Origin of the sequence: Streptomyces sp. NBC_00252 (genome assembly GCF_036187565.1) — a bacterium.
Classification (GTDB): Bacteria; Actinomycetota; Actinomycetes; order Streptomycetales; family Streptomycetaceae; genus Streptomyces.
Map to the genome: position 1 here is coordinate 2,705,210 of NZ_CP108087.1, position 19,712 is coordinate 2,724,921.

The following is a 19,712-nucleotide window of genomic DNA, read 5'->3' on the forward strand; positions in this document are numbered from 1 at the left end:
GGGCTGGTAGGACTGAGCCGCGCTGTCGCCGTCACATGTTCGATTCTGCGGGGGTTCATGTGGTCGCCACGGCCTGGCCGTCCTCGTCGCGACGGCGTCCCGACGCCCCGCGCCCAACTCGCCGCCGTATGCCGGTAGTTGCCCGGCGGGCCGGCCAACACGGGCTGGTGCTGGCCGCCGTGGCGGTGACCGTGCTGCTGTGCGCGACGGCGCTGGCCGCGCTCACGGCACTGGCGGGGAGTTCGGTGCAGGCCGGTGCCGTACGGCGGCTGGCCGCCGATCCCGGTGCGCAGGTGAACGTCAACGCGTCCTACCGGGCGGGTGGGATGGCAGCCGCCGACCGGGATGTACGGGCCGCCGCCGCGCGGGTGTTCGCCGGGGTGCCGCAGCGGACGTACGTGGGGTTGCTCGGCACGTCTCCCGTGTCCGTCTCCAGGATCGACGGGGTCGACGGGGTCGACGGTCCGCCGCGTGGCCCCGGCGGCAGCGGGCTGCATCCCGCTGCCGTACAACAACCGGGAAGGTTCGGCGAGTTGGTGGCCGGGCGGTGGCCCGGAGGTACGGCCGATGCCCCGGCCGGTGCGTTCACCTCGCTGCCCGATGTCCCGGTCGCCACCGGGTCCACCGCGCCGGTCGACACGGCGATACCCGTCGCGCTCGCCAAACGCCTTGGTGTCACGGCAGGTTCGCGGCTCCAGGTGCGGGACGCGTTCAGCCGGCCCATGACCCTGCGGATCACCGGCGTGTTCCGGGCGAGCGGTGCGGTCGGGTTCTGGCCCGCGATGGCCGGTGATCTGACCGAGGGCGAGACCGCAGACCAGGATCTGCTGGTGGTCTCGGCGACGGCGCTCAACGGCAGTGCCGTGCTGAACGGGCATCTCAGCGCCCACTGGAGCGTGCAGCCCGATCTGTCCCGGCTCGACGCGGACGGCCTGGCCCGACTGCACGGCCGGCTGCGGGCGTTCTCCGGCAGCCAGAGCCAGGTGTCGGTGTTCGGCGGACGGCAGCCGTCCCTCGACGACCTGACGGTGGCGTCCGGACTGCCGGGCGCCATCGACGAGTTGACGGTCCCGACGGTCGCCGCCCGCTCCTCCCTCTATCTGCCGAGCGTGCTGCTTGCGGTTCTCGCCCTGGCCACCCTGGTGCTCGCCGCGCGCCAGCTGACCGTGCGCCGACGCGACGAGCTGGCCCTCCAACAGGCGAGGGGCGCCGGCACGTTGAGGCTGCTGCGCGGCGCTGCGGCCGAGTGGGCGCTGACCGGCGTCCCGGCCGCCCTGGCGGCGCCCTTCCTGGCCGGGCTGCTGCACCCCGGCACCCGGGGCGCCGACGCGTGGGCGGCCGTAGGGCTGACGTTGGTGGTGCACGCGGCGGCGGTGCTGCTGCCCGTGCTGCCGTCGGCGCGGGTGCGGGGTGCCCGGGGGGCGCGGGCCGCCGCCGCTCAACGACTGGGCGTGGATCTGGCGTTGGTGGCCGTGGCGACCCTGGGATATCTGGAGCTGCGGCGCCACCACTCGCTGATCGCCGATGTGGGCACGGGCAGCGCGTCCGTGGATCCGGTGCTGGTGCTGGTGCCGACGCTGGTGGCGGGTGCCGCCGCGCTCTTGCTGCTACGACTGCTGCCGCTCACCTCGCTGCTGCTGGACGCGTTCGGTCGGCGCGGCCGGGGGCTCGTACTCGCTCTGGCGGGTTGGCAGTTGAGCCGTCGGGCCGCTCGCAATGCGGGGCCGGTGGTGTTGATGTGTCTCGCCGTGGCGGTGAGCGCCTTCGCGACCACCGCGCTCGCGTGCCTGGGCGGGCTGGCGTCGGAGGAGGCCGCGTTCACCGTCGGCGCGGACGTGCGGATCGATCCGTCGGCGGACGACGGGTATCCCGCCGCCGTGCTGGGCGCCGCCTATAGCGCGCTGCCGGGGGTGACCTCCGTGACCCCGGTGACGCGGGCGACGGTGAACCTGCCCGGCGGCGCCACCGAGGACCTGGTCGGCACGGTCGGCGGGCCCGCGCCCCGCACCCCGGCACCGGCCGTCCCCGGCATACGGCTGCCCGGGCGGCCGACCGCGCTGCTGCTGGACGAGCGGCTGCACGGTGACAGCAGCCGGGTGGCACCCAGTCTGGAACTGACCGTGCAGGACGCGTCCGGCCTGGTCGGCGTGGTACCGGCCCGGCTGCCCGCCGCCGACGGCACCCGGCACACGGTCGCGGTCCCGCTGGCCGTGGCGCTGAGCGGCGGCCACCCCCGGACGTATCCGCTGACGGTGACCGCCATCAGCGTCCTGCCGCAGCCGAACGTGGCTCCCGCACGGCTGGACCTGGACCTGCTCCGGGTCGGCGCGCGCGAAACCGCCGACACCTGGGTCGCCCGACTCCCGGGCGGACAGGCCTGGTCCGACGGCACGGACCACGCCTCGGACGCCACCGAGGGGGCCTGCAAGGGGAATCTGGCCGGGAGTTACGAGCCCGGCGTCCCCGGGGTGTGCACGATCGCGCCGCCCGGCTCGGAGGTGCTCCGGGCCACGGTCAGCACCGGGGTCCGGCCCTCGCAGGCGATCTCGGACACCTTCGGCGGTCTGTCGGCCGGCGACTACGTGACCAAGCCCGGCAGCCAAGTGCGGTTCGTGGCAGGGCCGTCCGGCGGTCCTGCACCCCTCCCCGTGCGCGCCGACGCCTCGACGTTGAGCGCGGCCCGCCTGCACATCGGCAGTACGACCACGCTCGACCTGGGTGGTGGCCGGATCGCCGCGAGGATCGTGGGCCGCGTCGACTCGCCGCCCGGACTCGGCCGCGCGCAGGGGCACTTGATCGCCGACCAGCGTCAACTCTCCAGCGCCCTCACGTTCGTCGGTGCCGACCAGGAGGACCCGGCGTTCTGGTGGCTGGGCAGCACCGACAGCGCGCGTACGGCCGCCGCCGCCGAGGCGCAGCCCGCGCTGGGCGCCGTCACCACCACGGCACGCACCGCCGCCGCCCTCCAGGCGGACCCGTTCCGTGCCGGGCTGCGCCGGGTGCTGGAGCTGGTCCGGTATCTGGCCCCCGGGTTCGCGGTCATCGCGTTCACCGTGCACGCGGTGGTCTCCGCCCGGGAGCGCCGCAAGGAGTTCGCGCTGCTGCGCGCGATCGGCGTCCGCGCCAAGAGCCTGTCCGCGCTGCTGGGCGCCGAGCAGGTGGGCCTCGCGCTGTTCGCGGTGATCCCGGGGGCGCTGCTGGGCATGGCCCTGGCCGCCGCCGTCCTGCCCCTGGTCACCGTGGACGACACCGGGCAGGCCCCCTATCCGCCGCTGCCCCGGATCACCCCCTGGGCCACCGTCACCCTCACCGCGCTGGCGACCGCCCTCGCCATCAGCGCGATCGTCCTGGCCCTGGCACGGCTACTGGCCCGGGTCGATCTGGTCCGCGTCCTGCGAGCGGGGGAAGACCGTTGAGCCACACGACAGAGCGCACGGCGACCCGCCCCACGACCGCCGGCACGGCGGTGACCCGGCGCCTCATCCGCCGCGAGACCCGCGGCGACCTCCCGTTGCTGGCCTGCCTCGCGGTCCTGGTCCTGCTGCTGACCGCGCTGTGCGCCTGGGCCCCCGCCCTCGCGGGCCGCCAGGAGGACCGGGCGCTACGACAGCGCGTCGACGCGGCGCAGACCCAAGCACCGCTGATCAGCCTGAGCACCACCCCGGAGGTCTTCAACACCTCACCGCCCGCCGTCGACATGGCCTCCCTCCTCACCGCGGGCCGCACCCTCACCGAACAACTCGGTCCCGCGGCAAGGCACTTGTCCTTCACCGGCGGCAGCTACGACTACGACCCGGCATCCCTGCTCTCACCCCGGCCACCGGGCCCGGCGAACACCAGCACCGACCTGACGGCCAGTTACCTCCCGTCCGCACGCGCCCACGTGCGCTACGTCAGCGGCCGACCACCGGCGGATCACACCCCGTTGGCCACCCCACCCCAGATCGCCCTGTCGCAGACCACCGCGCGGGCCCTCGGCGTCCGGACCGGCAGCCGGCTGTCCCTGGAGTTCTCCAAGACCCCCGAGGCCCAGGACGCACCGCCGCACGCGACCCTGTCGGTGAGCGGGATCTACCGGGCCACGGCCGCCGCCGACGACTTCTGGACCGGCCGCGAGACCCTGGACCGGCCCGCGCGCTACGCCGCGGAACGCTCCGACGGCACCGTGCTCGCCGTCCACGGACTCGTCGGCCGCGACGCCGCCGACCTGCTGGCCGGCGCCGGGGTCGGCGGCCCCCGGGTGACCTGGCAGCTGCGCGCCGACCTGTCCGGGGCGGCCTACGACCGGGCCCGCGCCCTGACCGTACCGCTCTCCCACTACAGCGCCGACCTCAGCGCCGCCCGCTGCCAGGGCAGCGACTGGGTCACCGGCGACATCAGCTGCCGGATCGGCGGCCAGGCCACCGGCTCGCTGCTGGTGACCGACTCCCTGACTCCGCTGCTCACCGCGTTCACCACCCAGGACCACCAGGCCCGAGCGCTCGCGACCTACGCCGTCGACGCGCTCGCCGCGGTCGCGCTGGCCACCGTCGCCGTCGCCGTACGACTCCTGCTGCGCCGTAGGCAGCCGCACCTGCGGTTGCAGCGGGCGCGCGGCGCGTCCACCACACGGCTGGTGCTGCTGCGCTGCGCGGTGTCGTGGCCGGTGGTGCTGCTCGCGGCGCTGTTCGGCTGGGCGGTCGGACGGGCCCTCGCGCCCACCGGCGCGTCCGGCTCACCGCAGCCCCTGCCCGCCGCGCTCGCCACCGCCGTGGTGCTGCTGACGGTGCCGCTGATGACCTGGCTCGCGGTCCGCGAACCGCGCCGACCCGGCCGTCTGCGCCGCACCCGCCGGAAGACCGCCGTGGGCCGCCGCGTGGTCCTGGAACTGACGGTGCTGCTCGCGACGGCGGCCGGGGTGGTCGCCCTGCGCTCACAGGGCCCCGACGGAATCCTGGGCGCGGTACCGGTGCTGGTGGCGCTGTCCGTCGTACTGCTCCTGCTGCGGGTCTATCCGCTCGTGCTCCGCCTGGTGCTGCGGCAGGCCCGGCGCGGGCGGGGAACGGTCGGCTTCATCGGCGCGGCCCGGGCCGCGCATGACGCCCCGGCGACCGGGCTGGCCCTGTTCGTCCTCGTCCTGACCCTGGGAACGGCCGTGTTCGGCGGCCTCGTGCAGCGGACCATCGGCGACGGGCTGGCCACGGGCGCGGCCTGGACGAGCGGCGCGGACGCGAGCGCGACGGTGGCGGGGACGCCGGCCGTGGCGCCGGGAGCCGCTACGACGACCGGTGTCCGGACCGCTCTCCAGCGGCTGTACGCCCTCGACCTCGTCGGGCAGGACGACGGCGCGGTGGTCTCGCAGGTCGCCGTGATCACCGTGGACCCGCGGCAACTGGCCGCCGTAGCACCGAAGTCGGGGCTGGCCGAAGCGCTGTTGTCCGGGCTCGGCGGCGCGTCGGGAGGCCGGGTCGACGCGCGGGTCCCGCTGCCGTCGTTCGTCTCCCCCGGCCTGCGGGCGGCCGAGCGCACCGGCGGTTTCGGCGCCACGGTCGTGACGCAGGGCGAGCCGCCGGTGAACCTGACCTTCAAGCCGGTCGGCACGCTCAGCACCGACGAACTGCGCGATCCTCTCCTCGGGCCGGTCACCGCGCAGATCCCTGCCGGCACTCCGATGCTGATCACCGTCGCGGGGGCGGAGCGGTTGCTGCCCCAACAGGCCTCGGGCAGCACGGTTTTGCTCCTCGGAAGCGACGGCGAGGGGAAGGGTGACGAGGCCACGGCGTTGCGGTCGGCGGCGGCGAAGGCGCTCGGGCCGCTGGCGCAGATCCGCGTCCGCACCGAGACGCTGAGCACGCTGCGCGCGGACGGCCTGACCCAGGGCCTCGGCACGATCTACACGACCACCTCGATCCTGGCCGCGCTGTCCGGTCTGCTCGCGCTGGCCCTGGAGCTGACGCTCACCGCTCAGGAGCGCGGCCGAACGACCGCGTTCCTGCGCACCCTTGGTCTCGGCGCCAGGGAGGCCGGGGTGATCCACTTCCTCCAGCTGCTCCCGCTGGCCGTGGCGACCGCGCTGGGCGGCACCCTGCTCGGCCTGCTCGAACCCCGGCTCCTGGCACCGACGTTGGACCTGCGGCAGTTCACCGGCGGCCCGGCCCAGCCGGCGCTGCGGACCGACTACTCCCTCACCCTCGCACTGGTCGCGGGCGTGACGCTGCTCATCCTGGTCGCCGCCGCGTCGGAGACGGTGCTCGCGCGCAGGCGGCGGCTGGGGGCGGTACTGCGCCTCACCTGACGGGCAACTCGCCTACGACACGCTGTCGTCGAGGCCGTCGCCCTCCGCCTCGGATCTCGCCCGCCGGGCCGCCTCGTCGGGCCAGACGCCGATGTGGTCGGTCTCCAGGGCGAGCCGGACGCGCTTGCGCAGGTGCAGGCTTTCGGTGAACTCGGCGGGGAGTTGGAGGCGTCCGCTGGCGTCCAGTACGGCGTACTCCTCGGCGGTGAGCACCTCGACGCCGTCCTCGTCGGTGGCGACCCGGCGCAACACCTCGGTGGAGGTACGGCCGTTGCGGATCCGTACGGTGCGCTGGACCTGCTCGGAGACCAGCGCGTCATGGGTGACGACGATAACGGTGACGCCCAGATCCTCGTTGGCCCGGCGCAACGCGGCGAAGACCTCGTCACTGGTGGCGGTGTCCAGTTCGCCGGTGGGCTCGTCGGCGAACAGCACCCGGGGTTCGTTGGCGTTGGCGACGGCCACGGCGACGCGCTGCTGTTCTCCGCCGGAGAGCGTGTCGGGGGTGCGGTCGCGGCAGTGGCCGACGGACAGCAGGTCGAGCAACTCCTCGGCGCGGGCGCGGCGTTGGGAGCGTTTGATCCCGGTGTAGGTCATCGGCAGCATCACGTTCTCGGCGGCCGAGAGATAGGGCAGCAGGTTGCGGGAGGTCTGCTGCCAGACGAAACCCACCGTGCCGCGACGGTAGGCGAGGCGGTCGCGGCGCTTCATCGCCAACAGGTCGTGCCCCGCGACCTCGGCGGCACCGGCGGTGGGCACGTCCTGGCCGGCGAGGATGCCCAGCAGGGTGGACTTGCCGGAGCCGGAGGCGCCGATCACCGCGATCATCTCGCCCTCGGCGACGGCCAGATCGAGCCCCTGGAGGGCCTGCACCTCGACGCCCTCGGTCTGGTAGATCCGCACCAAGTTCTCGCAGACGACCAGACCCTCCTCGCGGCGCGGTGCGGCAGCTGCGACGGCCCGCCGCCGCAGCTCGCCCAAGTCCGGTGCCCCGGTGGGCTGTTGGTGAACTGCCACGCGGTTCCCCCGAGGAGGTGAAGGCTGCGGATGAGATGCCGGACTGCGGTCAGGGCAGGGCGGTGGACCCGCCCCGCCGTCAGCTGTCCTCGACGATGCGGCCGTCGCGGAGTTCGAGCACCCGGTCGGCCAGCGCGAGGAGTTGGGTGTCGTGGGTGGCGACGAGGGCGGTGACGGACTCGCTGCGAACGACGGCACGCAGCAGGTCCATCACGGTCAGGCCGGTGTCCGCGTCGAGTTGGCCGGTGGGTTCGTCGGCGATGATCAGCGCCGGGTTGTTGGCGAGGGCGCGGGCGATCGCGACCCGCTGCTGCTGGCCGCCGGACAGCTCGCCGGGCCGCTGGTCGGCGTGGTCGGAGAGGCCGACGAGGGAGAGCAACAGGGCGACGCGGGCCTCGCGTTCACGGGCCGGGACCTTCCGCAGCCGCAGCGGCACCCCGACGTTCTCGGCGGCCGTCAGGATCGGGATGAGCCCGAAGGACTGGAAGACGAAGCCGATCCGGTCGCGGCGCAGCGCCAGCAGCTCGTCGTCGCCGAGCCCCGCCAGGTTCGTGCCGTCCAGGACGATCCGGCCGCCGTCGGGGGTGTCGAGCCCGCCGACCAGGTTGAGCACGGTGGTCTTCCCGGAGCCGGACCGCCCCCGGAGCGCGACGAGTTCACCGCGCGGCACGCTGAAGGAGACCCCGCGCAGCGCGTGCACGGCGGTGTCCCCGCTGCCGTAGGTGCGGCGCAGATCCTCGACGACCACCATCGGGCCGTCCGGCGCCCCGACGTCCACGGCGACCCCGCGCCCGCTTGCCTGCTCGCTCATACCCGCTCCCCCGGCTCGATAGGTAGGACGGCCCCGCATCGCACCGTACGGTACGCCGACCGGACAAGTGCACGCCCCTGAGGGCCCGTTCGACGGTCCGTCCCGGCGACTACCGCGTGCCGCCGCCGCCCGCCAGCCGCTCCACCGTCGTGACCGTCTGGTCGAGGATCGTGTCGTAGAGACGGGCGTGCGCTGCGGGGAGGCCCGCGACGAGGGGGCGCAGGGCGTCCGTCGTGGGGTCGGGGCCGTGGCCGACGGCGTCGTCGAGCAGAGCCGTCATCTCCTCGTCGGGCCTGCGGTACCCCTCGTAGACGGCGTGGCCGAGCATCGTGGACGAGATGAGCGCGGCGGCGAGGGCGAGGTCCTCGGCGGTGAGCCCGGCCGGGGTGAGGATCTCGCGCAGCCGGGTCAGTCCGGGGAGCCAGGCGGGGTGCCGGGTCGTCGTCATGTACGGCATGAGCTGCGGGTAGGGGCGGAGGTTGGCCTGCCCGGCCCGCATCCAGGCGCGCAGCCGGTCCGGCCAGGGGCCGTCGGCGATGGGGGCGCGCTCCATGGCTTCGAGGACGTGGTCGGCGGTGGCCTGGAGGAGGGCGTCGCGGTCCGGGAAGTAGCGGTAGAGGGCCATGGGGGCGGCGCCGACGGCGTCGGCCACGCGCTTGATGGTGAGGGAGACGGCGGGTTCGGCGAGCAGGACCTCGACCGCGCCCTCGACGATCCGCTCCCGCGACAGCCGGGGCGGACGCCCCCTGCCGCGACGGTCAGGACCGGTCGCCACCTGCGTCATCTCCCACGCCTCTCCGTCCGCGACGGTCTCGCCCGGACACCGGAAGGCTACCGCTCCGGCGCCTCTCCATCCGGGCTCCACCTATTTTGCGTACGTCATACGAAAAACATGCCAGACTCGTTTCGCTCAGCCCCGTGTCGCACGCGCCAGCCGGAGGCTTCACCATGTCCGCGTCCAGCTCCCCCTCCCCACCCGTTCCCGTCGAGGGGGTCGGGCGCGCGCGCTCCGGCGCCGTCGTCTGGGTCCTGGCGCTCGGCGGGATCACCGTCTCGCTGATGCAGACGCTGATCATCCCGATCGTGCCGGAACTCCCCAAGCTGCTGAACTCCTCGCCGTCCGACGCCACTTGGGCGATCACCGCGACCCTGCTCGCCGGTGCCGTCGCCAACCCGGTGGTGGGGCGGCTCGGGGACATGTACGGCAAGCGGCGGATGCTGCTGCTCAGCCTGGTGCTGCTGATCGCCGGATCGGTGATCGGCGCGCTCAGCGACACGCTGGTGCCGATGATCGTCGGGCGGACGTTCCAGGGCGTCTCGATGGCCGTCATCCCGCTCGGCATCAGCATCATGCGGGACGAACTCCCGCCCGAGCGGCTGGGATCGGCGACCGCGCTGATGAGCGCGTCCCTCGGGGTGGGCGGTGCGCTGGGGCTGCCGACGGCCGCGTTCATCGCCGAAAAGGCCGACTGGCACGTGCTGTTCTGGACGGCGGCGGTGCTCGGCGCCGTCGTGACCGCGCTCGTCGTGGCCCTCGTACCGGAGTCGGCGGTGCGCAGCGGCGGCCGGTTCGACGTGGTGGGCGGCGTCGGGATGTCGATCGGTCTGGTGTGCCTGCTGCTCGCCATCTCCAAGGGCGCGGACTGGGGTTGGGGCAGCGGCACGACAACGGGGCTGTTCGCCATGGCGGTTGTGGTGCTGCTGGTGTGGGGCTGGTGGGAACTGCGCACCGTACGGCCGCTGGTCGACCTGCGCACCAGCGCGCGCCGCCAGGTGCTGCTCACCAACCTCGCGTCCGTGATGTTCGGCTTCGCCATGTTCGCGATGTCGCTGGCCGTGCCGCAGCTCCTCCAACTGCCCACGCTCACCGGCTACGGACTCGGTCAGACCGTGCTCGCGGCGGGCCTCGCGCTCGGCCCGTCCGGCCTGGTGATGATGGCGACCGCCCCGCTCTCCGCCCGTATCTCGGCGGCGGCCGGACCCAAGATCACCCTGATGCTGGGCGCGCTGATCGTGGCCGCCGGGTACGGCCTCGGGGTCGTCATGATGGCCGCGGTCTGGCAGGTCGTGGTGGTCTGCTGTGTGATCTCGGCCGGCGTCGGCTTCGCCTACGGCGCGATGCCCGCGCTCATCATGGGCGCGGTGCCGCTCTCCGAGACGGCCGCCGCGAACAGCCTCAACAGCCTGATGCGGTCCATCGGTACGTCCGCCTCCAGCGCCGTCGCCGGGGTCGTACTGGCCCATATGACGACGACCTTCGGCTCCCTCACCGTCCCCTCCCACAACGGCTTCCGCGTGATCATGGGCATCGGCTCGGCGTCCTCCCTGGCCGCCCTGTTCCTCGCCGCGTTCCTCCCGGGACGCCGGAAGCCGGTGGCCGCGGAGGTGCCCGCGACGGCCACCGCGGGGGCGGGGGCGTCGAGTTCGAGCTAGCACGGTTCGTGCGAGCCGTGCGGACGGGGTCGGCGCGTCCCGCACGCACGGCTCAACTGCCGTTCCTACGACGGGACTACGACAGCTGCGTCTGCACCTGGGCCGAGATGAGCTCCAGGTGGTCCAGGTCGGCGAGGTCGAGGACCTGGAGGTAGATGCGCTGGGAGCCGATCTCGGCGTAGCGGCCGATCTTGTCGACGACCTCGGACGGGGTGCCCGCGAGGCCGTTGGCCTTGAGTTCGTCGACCTCGCGGCCGATGACGGCGGCACGGCGGGCGACTTCCTGGTCGTCCTTGCCGACGCAGACCACGAGGGCGTTGGAGTAGGTCAGGTCGTCGCCCTTGCGGCCGGCTGCCTCGGCGGCGGCGCGGACCCGGCCGAACTGCTGCTCGCTGTCCTCGATGGAGGCGAACGGCATGTTGAACTCGTCGGCGAACTGAGCCGTCAGCTTCGGGGTGCGGCTCGCGCCGTGGCCGCCGATCAGCACGGGGATCTTCGCCTGCGCGGGCTTGGGCAGCGCGGGCGAGCCGGTCAGGTCGTAGTGCTTGCCGTGGAAGTCGAAGGTGTCGCCGGGCTTGGTCGCCCACAGGCCGGTGACGATCGCGAGCTGCTCCTCGAGACGCCCGAACTTCTCCTTGGGGAAGGGGATGCCGTACGCCTTGTGCTCCTCCTCGAACCAGCCCGCGCCCAGGCCGAGTTCGACCCGGCCGCCGGACATCTGGTCGACCTGCGCGACCTGGATGGCGAGGACGCCGGGGAGCCGGAAGGTGGCGGCCGTCATCAGGGTGCCGAGGCGGATGCGCTTGGTCTCGCGGGCGAGGCCGGCCAGGGTGACCCAGGCGTCGGTGGGGCCGGGGAGGCCGTCGCCGGAACCCATGGCGAGGTAGTGGTCGGAGCGGAAGAAGGCGTCGAAGCCGAGGTCCTCGGTGGCCTTGGCCACGGCGAGCAAGGTGTCGTAGGTCGCCCCCTGCTGGGGCTCGGTGAAGATACGCAGATCCATGGCTCCATCCTGCACGGTCGGCTGCCGGTCAACCCCATCGGTCCCTCCGGCCGCTGCCGTCCCCGGTCGGGTGAAATTGCGTCAACCGTGCGCACGGGGGGTGCCCGCGCCAGTGACCGGCCCCGTCGATGATCGTTGGCTCGGGCGGAGCCGGACCGCCCGGATTCCCGCACCGGCAGGACGACGTCGGGGCGTCACCCGCATCGGCCTCCTCCTCGCCGGGGAGGCCACGGGCCGAGGAGGCCGTCATGTCCGAAGAAGCCGTGCCGCAGCAGGGTGGGCCTGCGCAACCCAAGGGGTTGTTGCAGCAGATGGAGGAGCTGATGGCGTCCCTGAACGCGGACCTCTCCGCCCTGGACGCGGATCTGCAGTCGACCGCCGGCACGGGGTCGGCGCCCGCCAAGGAGGCCGGCACGACCGGCTGACCAGGCGAACTCGACGCCGACGACACAGGCCGCGTAAGGCGCCCTGAAGGGGCCCGGGGAACTGCGCGACCAGCCACGACGGAGTCGCGCAGCCCCACGAACCCCGACCACCACGGCGCTCCCCGCACCCGAACACGTCCCCGCGCCGGAGCCGAACGCCAAGGTCACCCCGCTTCCCGCTCCGGTATCGCCTGCTCGCGATCCGCCAGTCTTCGCAGCATCTCCAGCACCCGGTCCCGGGACTCGTCCGCCGCGTCGATCGCCTCCATGCACTGCCAGTACGTGCCCTCGTCGTCCGCCGCGCAGGCGATGCCCACGAGGGCGATACCGACCTCACCGAGCAGGCCGCCCAGGCACAGCAGGGCGAGGCGGGCATCACCCAACTCCGTGAGCTGGGCCGCGCGTAAGTCCTCGATCGCGAGGACCGGGGTGTCGAGCACCCCGCAGCCCCGGCCCGCCAGCTCGGTCAACCCCAGGGCCTCGCCCCGCAGTTCGGGCGGTCCGAAGACCGCGAGCCGACTGCCTATCGCCTGGGCGAGTGCCTGCGCCTGCCACACCTCCGTCATGGTCTCCGGCACGTCGCCGCTGCCGGCCAGGGCGCGCCTGCTCGTCACGATGAGCCGCATCGCGTCCATGCGCTGCCCCCGTCATGTCCCGACGCGCTGTTCGCACGTCCGCCCGAACTCCCTTGTCCACTACCCAGAGTGAGAGTCCCTGAGACGAAAAGCCAGAGGAAGGCGGAAATCTGTGGACAACAAATCGGTTGCGGACAGATGAATGACTCCGGAGAGTGAAAATGGACGCGTCGACTCCTCCAAACGGACCCCAATTGATCGACGGGACCGCGGAGTTGTCGGCTACGGCGCCGGGAACCTGTGCTCGTTGCGGTCGATCTTCGCGTCCAGCGCGGCGAGCGGGTCGACGCCGAGCACCTCGCACAGCTGGAGCAAGTAGGCGAGTACGTCGGCTACTTCGTCCCGCACCCGGTGCGCGCTGTCCGGGTCGTCCATGACCCGCGCCGACTCCTCGGGGGTCAACCACTGGAAGATCTCCGCGAGTTCGGAGGCCTCCACACTGAGCGCCGAGACGAGGTTCTTGGGGGTGTGGTACTGCTGCCAGTTCCGCGAGACCGCGAACTCGGCCAGTCTGCGCTGCAGTTTCGCCACGTCGAGATGTTCTGTCACGGGTCCAGGTGTACCACTGTGACGCCGTCGATCCCGGTGGCCCAGGACGCGTCGCTCACCGCGCCGACCAGCCGGATGTGCCCGCGCTCGCACATCCGCGCCGCGAGCCGCAGCAGTTCGGCGCGCTGCCGTACGTCCACCGCCCGGTCGAGGCCGTCGGCGAGGACGGTGAGGGTCTGCATCGCGGCCGGGACCTCGCCCGGCGGGTCGACCTCCAGGACGCCGGGGCCGGTCAGGAGCACCAACGCCAGTGCGGTGTAGCGGAGTTCGCCGTCGCCGAGCCGCTCGAAGCCGGTGCGCAGTCCGTCGCCCCGGTCGAGAACGGCGCGGAGCAGGGCGTCGGGGAGCGGTTCCGCGAGGACGTCGACCACGGGTCCCGCGCAGCCGGTGCGCACCGCCGTGACGAGTTGCCCGTGCCGTCGCCCGCACTCGGTCCGGGTGCGCCAGAGCACGTCGGCGAGGTTGGCGCAGTCCCGCAGCAGCCGTCCATCGCCGATCGGCACGGCGTCGCGCATCCGCCCGGGTTCCGGGTCGCAGGCGAAGACGGAGCGCAGGGCGACCACCATCTGCTCGGCGGCGGCGAGGACTTGGCGCTGCCCGTCGGTCTTGCCCGCGACCCGCAGCGGCAGCAGCGCGGTGCCGAGCCGGTCGTCCGGCAGTGGTGCGCGGGTCACCGGTGACGAACCCGCCGTGTGCCAGGCGGCCTGCACGAAGCGGCGCGTGGGGTCGCGCAGCGCGGTCTCCAGGAGGACGAGCCCGCCGGAGGTCAACCGCTCGCCCACGATGCGCAGTTCGGGCTCGGCCTGCACGGCGACGTCCAGCCGTACCGGCCCCTCGGGACCGTCCGCCGTGCAGCCGATGCGGAAGCCGCGCCGGTGCTGGGCATCGGGCCGGGCCCGCTCCGGCACACAGGCGACCGGGTCGGGGAACACCTCCCCCACCGCACCCCCGGCCCCGAGCCGCGCAAGCGCCTCGTACGCCCGCAGCGCGCTGGTCTTCCCGCTCCCGCTGGACCCGGCGAGGAGGGTGAGCGGCCCGAGCGGCAGCCCGGCACCCCGGTGGGTGGCGAACGCCGACAGCCGCAGCTCGGTGAGGTGGGGCCGGTCGGAATACCCCTCGAACCGCCCGGGGCCCGCCGACTCGGGCACCCGCGACGAGGCCGGGGCGAGCCCGGCCGATGGCTCCGGCGATGGGCGACTCCGGGGCGAGATGGCCTCGGGCGAACGGCCCTGCGGAGGCACGGACTCGGAGGATCGGGAGGAGGCGGGGGGTCGGGACGACTTGGGTGGCCGGGATGATGCGGATGGTCGGGACAACTCGGCCGACGCCGACGCGGGCGACGGCGAGGACTCCGGCGGCCCGGAGGACCCGGACGACCGCAAGGACGCGGGCGGTCGGGACGGCCCGGGCGACGCCGACGCGGGTGACCGCGGGGACTCCGACAGCCGGGACGGCTCAGGCTCCCGGGATGACTCGGGCGACGCGAACGACCCCGAAGACGCGGATGGTCGGGACAACTCGGCCGACGCCGACGACCGGGAGGACGCCAGCGGCGGGGACGACGCGGACGACGGCGAAGGCTCCCGCGCCCCGGAGGACTTGGACGGCCCGGAGGGCTCGGACGCCCCGGAGGACTCAGGCGGCGCGGCGCGCCCGGTGGCTGGTCCGGGCGGTCGGGGCGACGGTGCTGACACGGTCATATCCGGACCGTAGGGCTCCGCCGGCAGGCGAACCGTTCCGCCCCGGGGACCTTCCTACGATCGGGGGACCACCCCACCGCCCTCGCCGACGGGACGGCTCACGCACCCGGAATCGGCTCGCTCACACGCCCGGAACCCCCGCCCCCTCCATCAGCCCCTGCACCTCGGTGCCGGGCGGTGTGAGGAGGAACACGTTCCGGTCGACGCGAGTCATCCCGCTCGCGAGGCCGAAGACGACGCCCGTGCTGAAGTCCAGCACCCGCTTGGCGACTTCGGTCTCCGCGCCGGTGAGGTCGAGGAGGACCGGGATGCCCGCCATCAGGGTCTCCGCGACCTCGCGGGCGTCCCCGAACACATTGACGCGGAGGACGACGAAGCGTCGGCGCGGCTCGGTCGGGGCCTCGGGCATCGCACGGTGGCCCACGGCGGACGGCCAGGCGTCCCGCCCTCGCAGCGGCACTACCTGGGCGAGCCCCTCCCACTGTTCGTCGGTGACATCGTGGCTGTTCACCGGCATGCTCCGTCCTGGGTCGCGCTGGCAGTCTGCATCCGCCAATTGTTGCGCACTGTCACCCGTTCGGCTCAACAGCGACACACTCCGCGACAAGATCGGGCGCATCTCACAGTGGCACCGCCCCGGTTGTGCAGCGCGCGTAACCCCTCAAGATCGCGCCGCGTGACATCGGCGTAACGGGCAATTCGTACGGTCGACGCCATGACGACGACCCCGGCGCGGCAGGTACGGACGGTCTGCTCGTACTGCGGTGTGGGCTGCGGCATGCTGCTCGACATCGGCGCGGGCCCGGACGGCGGTCCTACGGTGCTCAGGGCGTCCGGCGACACGTCGCACCCGGCGAACGCCGGGCGGCTCTGCACCAAGGGCGCGACCACGGCCGACATGCTCACCGCACCGGGCCGGTTGACCGGGGCCCTGGTGCGGGACGAGCGGGGCGCGGAGCCGGTGCCGACACCCGTGGCCGACGCGATCGCCGAAACCGCACGACGGCTCCGGCAGATCGTCGACGAGCACGGGCCGGACGCGGTCGCCTTCTACGTCTCGGGACAAATGACCCTGGAGGCGCAGTACTTGGCGAACAAGCTGGCCAAGGGGTTCGTCCGGACGAACCAGATCGAGTCCAACTCCCGGCTGTGCATGGCGAGTGCGGGCGCCGGCTACAAGTCGTCGCTGGGCGCGGACGGACCGCCGGGGTCGTACGACGACTTCGAGCGCGCGGACGTGTTCCTGGTCATCGGCTCCAACATGGCCGACTGCCATCCGATCCTCTTCCTGCGGATGATGGAACGGGTCAAGGCGGGCGCCAAGCTGATCGTCGTCGACCCGCGCAGGACGGCCACGGCGGCGAAGGCGGACCTCTTCCTGCAGATCGCGCCGGGTACCGATCTCGCCCTGCTCAACGGCCTGTTGAGGCTGCTGCACGACAACGGCCACACCGACCCCGAGTTCATCGCCGCGCACACCGAGGGCTGGGAGGCGCTGCCCGGCTTCCTCGCCGACTACGCGCCGGACACCGTCGCCGCCCTCACCGGTCTCGCGGAGGACGACATCCGTACGGCGGCCCGGCTGATCGGCGAGGCGGGCGAGTGGATGAGCTGCTGGACGATGGGCCTCAACCAGTCCACGCACGGCACCTGGAACACCAACGCCCTGGTCAACCTGCATCTCGCGACCGGCGCGATCTGCCGCCCCGGCAGCGGCCCGTTCTCCCTCACCGGCCAGCCGAACGCGATGGGCGGCCGCGAAATGGGCTACATGGGGCCGGGGTTGCCGGGCCAGCGGTCCGTACTCGTCGACGCGGAACGGGAGTTCACCGAGGAGCTGTGGGGCCTGCCGCCCGGCACGATCCGCGCGGACGGCGTCGGCCGGGGCACGGTCGAGCTGTTCCGGAAGATGGCCGACGGCGACATCAAGGCCTGCTGGATCATCTGCACCAACCCGGTCGCCTCGGTCGCCAACCGCCGTACCGTCATCGAGGGGCTGGAGGCGGCCGAGTTCGTCGTCACCCAGGACGTCTTCGCCGACACCGAGACCAACGCCTACGCCGATGTCGTCCTCCCCGGCGCGATGTGGACCGAGTCCGAGGGCGTCCTCGTCAACAGCGAACGCACGCTCACCCTCGCCCGCCCCGCCGTCCCCCCACCCGGCGAGGCACTCCCCGACTGGCGGATCATCGCGTCCGTCGCCTGCGCGATGGGCTACGAGAAGGGCTTCTCCTACGACAGCGCGGAGCAGGTCTTCGAGGAGCTGCGGCAGTTCTGGAACCCGGTGACCGGCTGGGACCTGCGCGGGGTGACGTACGAGCGGCTGCGGTCCACGCCGGTGCAGTGGCCTGCGGCGGAGGAGGACGGGCCCGACCGCAACCCCATCCGGTACATCGACGGGGGCGAGCTGCGCTTCCCGACTGGCAGCGGGCGAGCCGTCTTTCACGCCCGGCCGCATCTGCCGGCCGCCGAACTGCCCGACGACGACTACCCGTTCGTGCTGAACACCGGGCGGCTTCAGCACCAGTGGCACACGCTCACGAAGACGGGCAGGGTCCCCAGGCTCAACAAGCTGAACCCCGGGCCCTTCGTGGAGCTGCATCCGCTGGACGCACGGGAGTTGGGGATCGCGGAGGGCGACTCGGTGGAGGTCGCCTCCCGGCGGGGGCGGGCGGTGCTGCCTGCCGTGGTGACCGACCGGGTGCGGCCCGGGGGCTGTTTCGCCCCGTTCCACTGGAACGACCTCTTCGGCGAGTATCTGAGCGTCAACGCGGTGACGAGCGATGCGGTGGACCCGGTGTCGTTCCAGCCGGAGTTCAAGGTGTGCGCGGTGTCGTTGACGAGGGTGGCGCCCACAGCGGTACCGGTACCAACAGTGCCGTCCCAAGAGGCAGTTGTGCCGCAAGCCGTCACCCCGGACCCGAATCCCTTCGGCCTCGACCCGACCCCGCCACCCGTGCTCACCGCCCAGGAACGCCTCTACCTGACCGGCTTCCTCGCGGGCCTCGAATCCGGCGCCCCGGGTGTGCCGACCCTCCCGCCGGACGCGCCCTTCGGCGCCGAACACGCGCTGTGGGTCAACGGCGTGCTGGCCGGGATGTACTCAAGGTCCATCCCCGCTCCCCCAGGACAACAGCCGCCGCCCACCCGGCAGATCGTCGTCCTGTGGGCCTCACAGACCGGCACCGCCGAGGAGTTGGCGGCGGCCACCGCCGAACGGCTGAGCTCGGCCGGGCACCAGGCCTCCCTGCTCGGCATGGACCAGGCCGACCCCGGCAGGCTGCCGGCCGACGCCGATCTCCTCTTCGTCACCAGCACGTTCGGCGACGGCGACGCCCCCGACAACGGCTCCGGCTTCTGGGACACGCTCGCCGGTGAACAGGCACCCCGGCTGGACGGAGTGCGGTTCGCGGTACTCGCCCTGGGCGACTCGTCGTACGACGACTTCTGTGGCCACGGGCGCCGACTGGACGCCCGGCTCGGCGAGTTGGGCGGGGTCCGGCTGACCCCGCGCACGGACTGCGAGCCGGACTTCGAACCGTCGGCGGACGCGTGGCTGGGGCAGGTGCTCACGGCGCTGGGCACCGAAAGCGCCCCCGTCTCACCTGCCCGCACCCCCTCGCTGACCCCGCCTCCCACCACCGCCCGGCTCGTCGGCAACCGTCTGCTGAGCCGCCCCGGCGCGGCCAAGGAGGTCCGCCGCTTCACCTTCGACACCAGCGGCACCGACCTCATGTACGAGACGGGTGACGCGCTCGGCGTCCGGCCGGTCAACTCCCCTGCCCTGGTCGACGAATGGCTCACCGTCTCCGGTGTCGATGCCTCAACGGTCGTAGAACTGTCAGGTGTTGGAGAGCTGCCCTTCGCCGAGGCGATCCGCCGGCACCTGGACATCACCCGCGTCTCCCCGGACCTGCTCCGCTTCATAGCCGAACGCGCCCGCGACGAGCGGGAGTTGCGGAGGCTGCTGCGGCCCGACAACAAGGACGGGCTGGCGCAGTGGAGCTGGGGACGACAGCTGGTGGACGTGCTCGCCGAGTACCCGGTGAAGGCCGGGGCCGAGGAGTGGGCCGGAGTTCTCAAGCGGCTTCAGCCGCGGCTGTACTCGATCTCCTCCAGCCCGCTCGTCGACCCGCACCGTGTCTCGCTGACGGTGTCGGTGGTGCGGTACGAGAGCATCAACGGGCGTCCGCGCGGCGGGGTTTGCTCGCCGTTCCTGGCTGATGCGGACGCGGGGACCGAGGTCCCGGTGTTCGTGCAACGCTCCGCGCACTTCCGGCCGCCCGCCGATGCCGCGACCCCGATGGTGATGGTCGGACCGGGCACCGGGGTCGCGCCCTTCCTCGGGTTCCTGCACGAGCGGCGGGCGCTCGGGCATGCCGGGCCGAACTGGCTGTTCTTCGGGGAGCAGCACCGGGCGACGGACTTCCTCTACGAGGCGGAGCTGACAGGGCTGTTGGAGGAGGGGGCGCTCGCGCGGCTCGACACGGCGTTCTCCCGAGACCAGCGCGCGAAGGTGTACGTGCAGGACCGGTTGCGGGAGCACGGGGCCGAGGTGTGGCGCTGGTTGCGGGAGGGTGCGCACTTCTATGTGTGCGGGGACGCCTCGCGGATGGCGAAGGACGTGGACCGGGCGCTGCGGGACATCGCGGTCGCGCACGGTGGGATGGACGAGGACGAGGCGGGTGCGTACGTGAAGCAACTGGCGGCGGCGAAGCGGTATGTGCGCGATGTTTACTGAATGAACTGATGGCCACCGCCACGTGAACAAAGCCGTTCGAGTTTGCCCCATTTAGGCCATGAAGAGGGGTTCTTACCGGTCTCCTACCGGAATCTTCTCGATTGCCGACACACCGCTCACCGGCCGG

14 protein-coding genes are annotated in these 19,712 nt (G+C 72.9%); 6 read left to right on the forward strand and 8 right to left on the reverse strand.

The annotated features are described in order from the left end of the window. The first annotated feature begins 128 nt into the window (after nucleotides 1-128). Both OHT77_RS11485 and OHT77_RS11490 read left to right on the forward strand, forming a co-directional pair. Entirely contained in the window at nucleotides 129-3,416 is a 3,288-nt protein-coding gene (locus OHT77_RS11485; RefSeq protein WP_328828158.1) for an FtsX-like permease family protein, read from the forward strand. Then, entirely contained in the window at nucleotides 3,413-6,274 is a 2,862-nt protein-coding gene (locus tag OHT77_RS11490) for a hypothetical protein (RefSeq protein ID WP_328828159.1), read from the forward strand. The genes OHT77_RS11485 and OHT77_RS11490 overlap by 4 nt, the downstream gene beginning before the upstream one ends. Before the next feature lie 12 nt (nucleotides 6,275-6,286). Here the strand turns inward: OHT77_RS11490 and OHT77_RS11495 are convergent, their stop codons facing one another. The 3 genes from OHT77_RS11495 to OHT77_RS11505 form a co-directional block, all read right to left on the reverse strand. Then, nucleotides 6,287-7,291, reverse strand: a complete 1,005-nt coding sequence (locus OHT77_RS11495; RefSeq protein WP_443047986.1) for an ABC transporter ATP-binding protein — start codon at nucleotides 7,289-7,291, stop codon at nucleotides 6,287-6,289. Nucleotides 7,292-7,370: 79 nt separating this feature from the next. Then, complete coding sequence (locus OHT77_RS11500; protein ID WP_328828160.1) at nucleotides 7,371-8,102, reverse strand: ABC transporter ATP-binding protein; 732 nt, start codon at nucleotides 8,100-8,102, stop codon at nucleotides 7,371-7,373. Between the two features lie 109 nt (nucleotides 8,103-8,211). Further along, nucleotides 8,212-8,886 (reverse strand): TetR/AcrR family transcriptional regulator, encoded by a 675-nt coding sequence (locus OHT77_RS11505; protein WP_328828161.1) that lies wholly within the window; start codon nucleotides 8,884-8,886, stop codon nucleotides 8,212-8,214. A 164-nt stretch (nucleotides 8,887-9,050) separates the two neighbouring features. Between OHT77_RS11505 and OHT77_RS11510 the strand changes: the two genes are divergently transcribed. Next, nucleotides 9,051-10,535, forward strand: coding sequence for an MFS transporter (locus OHT77_RS11510; RefSeq protein WP_328828162.1), 1,485 nt, complete (start codon nucleotides 9,051-9,053; stop codon nucleotides 10,533-10,535). 76 nt (nucleotides 10,536-10,611) lie between these two features. Here the strand turns inward: OHT77_RS11510 and OHT77_RS11515 are convergent, their stop codons facing one another. Beyond that, nucleotides 10,612-11,535, reverse strand: coding sequence for an LLM class F420-dependent oxidoreductase (locus OHT77_RS11515; protein ID WP_328828163.1), 924 nt, complete (start codon nucleotides 11,533-11,535; stop codon nucleotides 10,612-10,614). A gap of 248 nt (nucleotides 11,536-11,783) precedes the next feature. Between OHT77_RS11515 and OHT77_RS11520 the strand changes: the two genes are divergently transcribed. Further along, complete coding sequence (locus OHT77_RS11520; protein ID WP_266773406.1) at nucleotides 11,784-11,960, forward strand: hypothetical protein; 177 nt, start codon at nucleotides 11,784-11,786, stop codon at nucleotides 11,958-11,960. A gap of 164 nt (nucleotides 11,961-12,124) precedes the next feature. Here the strand turns inward: OHT77_RS11520 and OHT77_RS11525 are convergent, their stop codons facing one another. From OHT77_RS11525 to OHT77_RS11535, 3 genes are all read right to left on the reverse strand, one after another. Continuing rightward, the gene (locus OHT77_RS11525) at nucleotides 12,125-12,595 is read right to left on the reverse strand and encodes a DUF6099 family protein (RefSeq protein WP_328828164.1); all 471 of its coding nucleotides are present in this window, start codon (nucleotides 12,593-12,595) and stop codon (nucleotides 12,125-12,127) included. 222 nt (nucleotides 12,596-12,817) lie between these two features. Beyond that, nucleotides 12,818-13,144 carry a nucleotide pyrophosphohydrolase gene (locus OHT77_RS11530; protein WP_328828165.1) on the reverse strand — a complete coding sequence of 109 codons (327 nt, stop codon included), beginning with the start codon at nucleotides 13,142-13,144 and terminating at the stop codon, nucleotides 12,818-12,820. Further along, nucleotides 13,141-14,292, reverse strand: a complete 1,152-nt coding sequence (locus OHT77_RS11535) for an ATP-binding protein (protein WP_328828166.1) — start codon at nucleotides 14,290-14,292, stop codon at nucleotides 13,141-13,143. Before OHT77_RS11535 ends, OHT77_RS11530 begins: the two co-directional genes overlap by 4 nt. A gap of 61 nt (nucleotides 14,293-14,353) precedes the next feature. Between OHT77_RS11535 and OHT77_RS11540 the strand changes: the two genes are divergently transcribed. Beyond that, nucleotides 14,354-14,857, forward strand: a complete 504-nt coding sequence (locus tag OHT77_RS11540; RefSeq protein ID WP_328828167.1) for a hypothetical protein — start codon at nucleotides 14,354-14,356, stop codon at nucleotides 14,855-14,857. A 108-nt stretch (nucleotides 14,858-14,965) separates the two neighbouring features. Here the strand turns inward: OHT77_RS11540 and OHT77_RS11545 are convergent, their stop codons facing one another. Then, nucleotides 14,966-15,361, reverse strand: a complete 396-nt coding sequence (locus OHT77_RS11545) for a cell division protein SepF (protein ID WP_266773396.1) — start codon at nucleotides 15,359-15,361, stop codon at nucleotides 14,966-14,968. Nucleotides 15,362-15,559: 198 nt separating this feature from the next. Between OHT77_RS11545 and OHT77_RS11550 the strand changes: the two genes are divergently transcribed. Then, nucleotides 15,560-19,585 (forward strand): bifunctional nitrate reductase/sulfite reductase flavoprotein subunit alpha, encoded by a 4,026-nt coding sequence (locus OHT77_RS11550; RefSeq protein WP_328828169.1) that lies wholly within the window; start codon nucleotides 15,560-15,562, stop codon nucleotides 19,583-19,585. The last annotated feature ends 127 nt before the right edge of the window (nucleotides 19,586-19,712 follow it).